The sequence below is a fragment of the Streptomyces sp. NPDC054847 genome, assembly GCF_053610925.1.
This window is the reverse complement of the sequence record NZ_JBSGZJ010000357.1, coordinates 1-7,395: the sequence shown is the minus strand read 5'-3', so window position 1 is coordinate 7,395 and position 7,395 is coordinate 1. Positions and strand designations below refer to the sequence as shown.

Here is a 7,395-nt window from a genome sequence, read left to right as displayed (position 1 = left end):
AGGGCGGCGCCGTGGTGTGCCGGGGTCACTCCGTCAGGAGTCGCCGGCCGTGCCCGCGGCATCGGCGGCCACGGGGAGTTCGTCGGTGGCCGGCGGCTGCGCGGCGGCCGGGTCGGTCGTGGGCGGCTCCGCCGCCGGGATCTCACCGGTCGCCGGCATTTCCCCGAGCGCGGGCAGGTCCGCGAGCCCGGGGATGTCGGCCAGGCCGGGGAGGGCGCCGATGGCCGGGAGCTCGCCGGCCGGAAGCTGGACCGCGGGCTGCTCCCCGCTCGCCGGCAGCTCACCGGCCGCAGGAGCCTCGCCCGTCGCGGGCAGCTCACTGGTGGCAGGAGTCTGGCCGGTCGCGGGCAGCTCACTGGTGGATGGCAGCTCACCGGTCGCGGGGAGGTTCTCCGTGGGCATGCCCGCCGCAGGGGCGTCGCCGAGCCCCGGCAGGCCGCCCAGGAGGCCGTTCAGGAGGCCGGTCACCGAGCCGAGGGTGCCGCTGACCGTGCCGAGCAGGCTCCCGAGGAGGCCGTCGACGGCCGTCGCGATGTCGCCGGCGGGGTCGGCCGCCACGGTTCGTGCCGGCACGGTGCCGGCCTGCGCGGGGGTGGCGAGGGCGATCGCGCCCAGGCCGAGGAGGGCGCTTGCTGCCGTACAGGCGGCGAAGCGGCGAACGCTTTTCATGTGCATGCTCCTGGCAATGCCGACATCGTTGTCGGCGTTATGTGCGACCGGAGGCGGTGCTCCGATCGACTGAGGACATTTCCGACATTAGGGCGTGTCAGGCGCGCCTGCCCCGGTGTGCTGCTGCAACGGTGTAAGGCTCGATGCGATGCCCCGGGGCGGTCGGTCCGGACGCGGGTGGGTGCCGGAGCGTGGGTCGCCGCCGGGGCGCCGTATTTGTAACCCCAAGTTTTCAACAAAGTGTTGACGTCGCGTTGCCGAAGGGCGTTAGCTATCCGCAGCCCGTCCGACGCACCGCGATGAACAAGCCACGGAGGCTCCCGTGACTTCACTTCCGAACCCGGGCCTTGCCCGGTTCAACGCCTCCGAGGACAGTGCGGCCCTGGCCGCACTGCACGAGGTGTGCGCCAGTTCGGCGTGGGGGAGCAAACTGCTCGCCCAGCGACCGTACGCCACCACCCAGGCTCTTTTCGAGGCCAGCGACGCCGCCATGGCGGAACTGACCGCGGAGGATCTGGCCGAGGCGATGGCCGGCCACCCACCGATCGGCCGGCCCAAGCCGGGCGACCCCACGTCGTCCCGCGAACAGAGCGGGATGGCAGGCGCGTCCGAAACGCTCAAGGCGGAGATGCTCGAGCTGAACCTGGCCTACCAGGACAAGTTCGGTCATGTCTTCCTGATCTGCGCCACCGGCCGCACCGGCGAGCAGATGCGGGACGCCGTACGCGACCGGATCGAGAACTCGCCCGAGCAGGAGCGGGAGATCGTCCGCGCCGAGCTGGGCAAGATCAACCGCATCCGCCTGACCCGTCTCGTAGAGCAGGAAGAAGCATGAGCACGGAAACCACCGCATCGGTGTCCACGCACATCCTGGACACCAGCGTGGGACGCCCCGCAGAGGGCGTCGCCATCTCGCTGTCGTCCCGTAGCGGCGCGGGAGCGCGGTGGGTGGCGCTCGGCGCATCGAAGACCGACGCGGACGGGCGCTGCAAGGACCTGCCGGCGCTGCCGGAAGGAACGACACACGTACGTCTCGACTTCGAGACCGAGGCGTACTTCGAGAACAAGCAAGCCGATGCGCAGCAGGACGCCCCCGCGAATCGGGACAGCGGTGCCACCGGTGTGTTCTTCCCCGAGGTGGCGATCACGTTCGCCGTCGTGCCGGGCGAGCACTACCACGTACCGCTGCTGCTCAACCCGTTCGGCTACTCCGTTTACCGAGGGAGCTAGCAGACATGCCCACGATTCTCGGCCAGAACCAGTACGGCAAAGCAGAGAACCGAGTCGTCAAGATCACGCGGGACGGCGACACCCACCACATCAAGGACCTGAACGTCTCCGTCGCCCTCTCCGGCGACATGGACGACGTCCACTACTCCGGCTCGAACGCCAACGTCCTGCCGACCGACACCACCAAGAACACGGTGTACGCGTTCGCCAAGGAGTACGGCATCGAGTCGGCGGAGCAGTTCGGCATCCACCTCGCCCGGCACTTCGTGTCGAGCCAGGAACCGATCCACCGGGCGCGCATCCGCATCGAGGAGTACGCCTGGGAGCGCATCGCGACCTCCGACGGCAACTCGAAGTTCATCGGCGCCGACGAGGTCAAGCACTCCTTCGTCCGCAAGGGCCAGGAGACCCGCACCACCCAGATCACCTACGACGGTGAACAGTGGGAGGTCGTCTCCGGCCTCAAGGACCTGACCGTGATGAACTCGACCAACTCCGAGTTCTGGGGCTACGTCAAGGACCGGTACACGACCCTCAAAGAGGCGTACGACCGCATCCTGGCCACCCAGGTCGCCGCCCAGTGGCGCTACAACTGGACCTCGGACGAGGACCGGATGCCCAACTGGGACAAGTCCTACGACCAGGCCAAGAAGCACATGCTCGAGGCCTTCGCGGAGACGTACTCGCTGTCGCTGCAGCAGACCCTGTACCAGATGGGTTCGCGCATCATCAACAGCCGCAGCGAGATAGACGAGATCCGCTTCTCGCTCCCGAACAAGCACCACTTCCTGGTGGACCTCGAGCCGTTCGGCCTCAAGAACGACAACGAGGTGTACTTCGCGGCCGACCGCCCGTACGGCCTGATCGAAGCCACCATCCTGCGGGACGGCGTCGAGCCGAAGATCCCGGTCGACATGACCAACCTCTGACGCGGGACCGACCCGCCCCCGCCCGCCCGCAGCCGGGCGGGGGCCGGCCGGACCGGAGGGAAGAACCATGGCACAGCCTGCAACGGAGCCGGCGCAAGCCGCACAAGGCCCCGGCACCGCACCGCCCGTCCATCCCGTGGACGAGAAGCTCCCCCTCGCGCGGCTCGTTCCCGCCGCGCTCCAGCACATCGCCGCCATGTACGCGGGCGTGGTCACTCCTCCGCTGATCATCGGCCAGGCGGTCGGCCTCGACGCCGCCGGCATGACCCGGCTGATCGCGGCGAGCCTGCTGATCGCCGGCCTCGCCACCCTCCTGCAGACCATCGGTGTCGCGAACTTCGCCGGGAACCGGCTCCCGTTCGTCAACGCCGCCTCCTCCGCCGGCATCGCGCCCATGCTCGCCATCGCGGAGACCAGCGCCCCCGGCCGCCAACTGCCCGCCATCTACGGCGCGGTGATGGTCGCCGGAGTCTTCTGCCTCGCCGTCGGGCCCTTCTTCGGACGGCTGCTGCGCTTCTTCCCGCCGCTCGTCACCGGCGTGGTCATCACCCTCATCGGCGTCACTCTGATGCCCGTGCCCGTCACCTGGGCACAGGGAGGGGACACCGGCGCCGCCGACTTCGGCGCCATGAAGTACCTGGCGCTGGCCGCGTTCACCCTCGCCGTCATCCTGCTCTTCCAGCGCTTCGGCCACGGCTTCCTCAAGCAAGTGGCGCTGCTGCTCGGCCTGTTCATCGGCACGCTGGCCGCGATCCCCTTCGGCATGGCCGACTTCTCCGCCCTGCGGGAGGCGCCGGTCGCCGCGCTGCCGAGCCCCTTCGCCTTCGGCGCCCCCGACTTCCAGCCCGCCGCGATCCTGTCCCTGTGCATCGTGATGCTGGTCCTCATGACCGAGTCCAGCGCCGGGATGCTCGCCCTCGGTGAGATCTGCGACCGCCGCAGCGACGGCGGGACGATCACCCGCGGACTGCGCACCGACGGCATCGCGACGCTCCTCGGACCCGTCTTCGGCGGCTTCCCCACCTCCGCGTTCGCCCAGAACGTGGGCGTGGTGACCCTCACCCGGGTCCGCAGCCGCTACGTCGTCGCCGTCGCCGGCGGCGCCCTGCTGGTCCTCGGCGCCTTCCCCGTCCTCGGCGCCGTCGTCTCACTCGTCCCGATGCCCGTCCTCGGCGGCGCCGGAATCGTTCTGTTCGGCTCGATCGCCGTCAGCGGCATCCGCACTCTCTCCGAGGCCGGACTCGACGACAGCTCCAACATCATCCTGGTGGCCGTCGCGCTCGGCGCCGGCATCATCCCGCTCGCCGCGCCCACCTTCTACTCGGACTTCCCGGCCTGGGCACAGACCGTGCTCGGCTCCGGCATCAGCGCCGGAGCGCTCGTCGCGGTCCTGCTCAACCTGTTCTTCCACCATCTCGGCACCCGCAGCCGCCCGGCTGTGGCACTCAAATCCTCCTAGGGTCCTGCCGTGCCCACCTCGCCGCCCACAGAAGAAGGAAGCACCATGGCACCTTCGGCAGCCCCGACCGAAACGGTCGAGCGCATCGTCATCGAGAACTGTGCGATCGCCACCGTGGACGCCGACGACAGCGAGTACGCCTCCGGCCATGTCGTCGTCGCGGGCAACAGGATCGAGTCCGTCGGAGCAGGGAAGGCACCCGAGGGCCTCGCGAACGTGGTACGCCGCATCGACGGGACCGGCCACCTCGTCACCCCCGGCCTGGTCAACACCCACCACCACTTCTACCAGTGGATCACGCGCGGTCTCGCCACCGACCACAACCTCTTCAACTGGCTGGTGGCGCTCTACCCGACGTGGGCGCGCATCGACGAGCCGATGGTCCGTGCCGCGGCGCAGGGCTCGCTCGCGATGATGGCCCGCGGTGGCGTCACCACCGCCATGGACCACCACTACGTCTACCCGCGGGGCTCCGGCGACCTGTCCGGTGCGATCATCGGCTCCGCCCGGGAGATGGGCGTACGGTTCACCCTCGCCCGCGGCTCCATGGACCGCGGGACGTCGGACGGCGGCCTGCCGCCGGACTTCGCGGTCGAGTCCCTCGAAGGCGCGCTGGCCGGCACCGAGGAGACCGTCGACAAGCACCACGACGCCTCGTTCGACGCGATGACGCAGATCGCCGTCGCGCCCTGCTCGCCGTTCTCCGTCAGCACCGAACTGCTCCGGCAGGGCGCCGAGCTGGCCCGGCGCAAGGGAGTGCGGCTGCACACCCACGGGTCCGAGACGGTCGAGGAGGAGGAGTTCTGCAAGGAGCTCTTCGGCATGGGCCCCACCGACTACTTCGAGTCGACGGGCTGGCTGGGCTCCGACGTGTGGATGGCGCACTGCGTCCACATGAACGACTCCGACATCGCGGCCTTCGCCCGCACGGGCACCGGCGTCGCGCACTGCCCCTCCTCCAACGCGCGTCTGGCGGCCGGCATCGCCCGCGTCCCCGACATGCTGCGGGCCGGTGTGCCGGTGGGACTCGGCGTGGACGGCACCGCATCCAACGAGTCCGGCGAGCTGCACACCGAACTGCGCAACGCGCTGCTGATCAACCGGCTCGGCGCCCACCGCGAGGCCGCACTGAACGCACGCCAGGCACTGCGCCTCGGCACCTACGGCGGCGCGCAGGTACTCGGCCGGGCGGACGCGATCGGATCCCTCGAACCGGGCAAGCTCGCCGACCTGGTGATGTGGAAGCTGGACACCTTCGCCCACTCCTCCATCGCCGACCCGGTCGTCGCGCTCGTCTTCGGCGCGGCCGCGCCGGTCACCCTCTCCCTCGTCGACGGCAGGACCGTCGTCGAGGGCAACCACCTCACCACGGTGGACGAAGACGCCATCGCCCGCTCCACGCGGGACGAGGCACAGCGCCTGGCGCGGATCGCCGCACAGGGCTGAACCCGGTAGTCCGGTCGAGGGGGACGGCCCTCGACCGGCGGCCGTGGACCCGAGCGGGGTCCACGGCGGCCGTCGCCGGGAGGCGCGTACGACAAAGGTGCGTGCCTCCCGGTGGTGGCGCCCCCTGCCACCCGGCACGGGGACGCCGCCCGCACACCGGCTCGGGCGACCCGGTACGTGCACAACCGCACCACCTGCACCACCTCCTTGACACCACACGTCCACCGACGACGTGTAACCCGGACCGGAGGCACCGCCGTGGCCGTGCACAACTCGACCGCCGAAGTAGAGGACCGGAAGCATCCGGTCGACGAAACCCTGCCCCCCTTCAAGATGTTCACCAGCGGCCTGCAGCATGTGGCCGCCATGTACGCGGGAGTCGTCGCCCCGCCGATGATCGTGGGGCCCGCAGTGGGCCTCAGCGCCAAGGACACCGCGTTCCTGATGGGCGCGAGCCTGTTCACCGCCGGTATAGCCACCCTGCTCCAGACCCTCGGCTTCTGGCGCATCGGCGCCCGGCTGCCGTTCGTCAACGGTGTCTCCTTCGCCGGTGTGACGCCGATGGTCGCCATCGGCAGAGACCGGGGCTACGACGGCATCGCGGTCATCTTCGGCGCGATCATCGTCGCCAGCGTGCTGGGCTTCGTGCTCACCCCGTACTTCTCCAAACTGGTCCGTTTCTTCCCGCCCGTCGTCACCGGCACGGTCATCACCCTGATCGGTGTGTCGCTGCTGCCCGTCGCCTTCAACTGGTCCCAGGGCGGCAACTCCACGGCGGACGACTACGGCTCCATGAAGAACATCGGCATGGCGGCGCTCACCTTCGTGATCGTGCTGGCGCTGCGCAAACTGCTGCGCGGCTTCATGCAGCAGATCGCCATCCTGCTGGGCCTCGTCGCCGGCACGGTCATCGCCGTACCGCTGAACATGACCAACCTCGACGCCATCAAGGACGCCGGGATCGTCGGCTTCCCCACCCCGTTCCACTTCGGCGCACCGCAGTTCGAGATCGCCGCCATCGTGTCCATGTGCATCGTGATGCTGGTCTGCATGACCGAGTCCACCGCCGACATGCTCGCGCTGGGCCGGATCGTGGACCGCCCGGCGGACGAGCGGACCATCGAGGGCGGCCTGCGCGCCGACACTCTTGGTTCCGCGATCAGCCCGCTGTTCAACGGCTTCATGTGCAGCGCCTTCGCCCAGAACATCGGCCTGGTCGCCATGACGAAGGTCCGCAGCCGGTTCGTCGTCGCCGCCGGCGGCGGCATCCTGATCCTGCTCGGACTCTGTCCGGTCGCCGCGTCCGTCATCGCGCTCGTGCCGCTGCCCGTCCTCGGCGGCGCCGGCATCGTGCTCTTCGGCTCCGTCGCGGCGAGCGGTATCCAGACGCTGGCCACGGCGGCACTGGAGAAGGGCGAGAACGCGCTGATCGTCGCGGCGGCCGTCGGCATCGGGCTGATCCCGATCGCCGCGCCGGAGTTCTACCACGCCTTCCCCGAGGACGCCCTCGTGGTGCTCGACTCGGGCATCTCCACGGGCTGCATCGTGGCGATCGTGCTGAACCTGGCGTTCAACCACCTCGGCAAGCGGGGGAGTGCGACCGAGGAGGACCCCTCGTCGGTGGAGAAGGGGACCGCGGTCGCGGAGCCGGCCGCCGTGCAC

7 protein-coding genes are annotated in these 7,395 nt (G+C 69.9%); 6 read left to right on the top strand and 1 reads right to left on the bottom strand.

What is annotated here, in order from left to right; genetic code table 11:
* Positions 1 to 33: 33 nt before the first annotated feature.
* On the bottom strand, positions 34 to 669 hold the full coding sequence (locus ACWGH4_RS26985; protein ID WP_453465518.1) for a hypothetical protein: 636 nt from the start codon (positions 667 to 669) through the stop codon (positions 34 to 36).
* A 322-nt stretch (positions 670 to 991) separates the two neighbouring features.
* On the opposite strand from ACWGH4_RS26985, the gene uraD reads away from it, so the two are divergent.
* From uraD to ACWGH4_RS26955, 6 genes are all read left to right on the top strand, one after another.
* A complete protein-coding gene (gene uraD, locus ACWGH4_RS26980; protein WP_453465516.1) occupies positions 992 to 1,504 on the top strand; it encodes a 2-oxo-4-hydroxy-4-carboxy-5-ureidoimidazoline decarboxylase in 513 nt (170 codons plus the stop codon).
* Complete coding sequence (gene uraH, locus ACWGH4_RS26975) at positions 1,501 to 1,899, top strand: hydroxyisourate hydrolase (RefSeq protein WP_441261439.1); 399 nt, start codon at positions 1,501 to 1,503, stop codon at positions 1,897 to 1,899. Before uraD ends, uraH begins: the two co-directional genes overlap by 4 nt.
* A gap of 5 nt (positions 1,900 to 1,904) precedes the next feature.
* Positions 1,905 to 2,828, top strand: a complete 924-nt coding sequence (pucL, locus tag ACWGH4_RS26970; protein WP_307709070.1) for a factor-independent urate hydroxylase — start codon at positions 1,905 to 1,907, stop codon at positions 2,826 to 2,828.
* Between the two features lie 67 nt (positions 2,829 to 2,895).
* On the top strand, positions 2,896 to 4,287 hold the full coding sequence (locus tag ACWGH4_RS26965) for a nucleobase:cation symporter-2 family protein (RefSeq protein WP_453465513.1): 1,392 nt from the start codon (positions 2,896 to 2,898) through the stop codon (positions 4,285 to 4,287).
* A gap of 45 nt (positions 4,288 to 4,332) precedes the next feature.
* Complete coding sequence (locus ACWGH4_RS26960; protein ID WP_453465511.1) at positions 4,333 to 5,733, top strand: 8-oxoguanine deaminase; 1,401 nt, start codon at positions 4,333 to 4,335, stop codon at positions 5,731 to 5,733.
* A gap of 258 nt (positions 5,734 to 5,991) precedes the next feature.
* The coding region (locus tag ACWGH4_RS26955; protein WP_453465509.1) for a nucleobase:cation symporter-2 family protein at positions 5,992 to 7,395 on the top strand (1,404 nt) is incomplete at its 3' end.

What these genes read in the sequence shown, in the direction of transcription:
- ACWGH4_RS26985 (WP_453465518.1), bottom strand. Translation starts at nt 669, where the DNA reads ATGAAAAGCGTTCGCCGCTTCGCCGCCTGTACGGCAGCAAGCGCCCTC.
- pucL (WP_307709070.1), top strand. Translation starts at nt 1,905, where the DNA reads ATGCCCACGATTCTCGGCCAGAACCAGTACGGCAAAGCAGAGAACCGA.
- ACWGH4_RS26960 (WP_453465511.1), top strand. Translation starts at nt 4,333, where the DNA reads ATGGCACCTTCGGCAGCCCCGACCGAAACGGTCGAGCGCATCGTCATC.
- uraH (WP_441261439.1), top strand. Translation starts at nt 1,501, where the DNA reads ATGAGCACGGAAACCACCGCATCGGTGTCCACGCACATCCTGGACACC.
- ACWGH4_RS26965 (WP_453465513.1), top strand. Translation starts at nt 2,896, where the DNA reads ATGGCACAGCCTGCAACGGAGCCGGCGCAAGCCGCACAAGGCCCCGGC.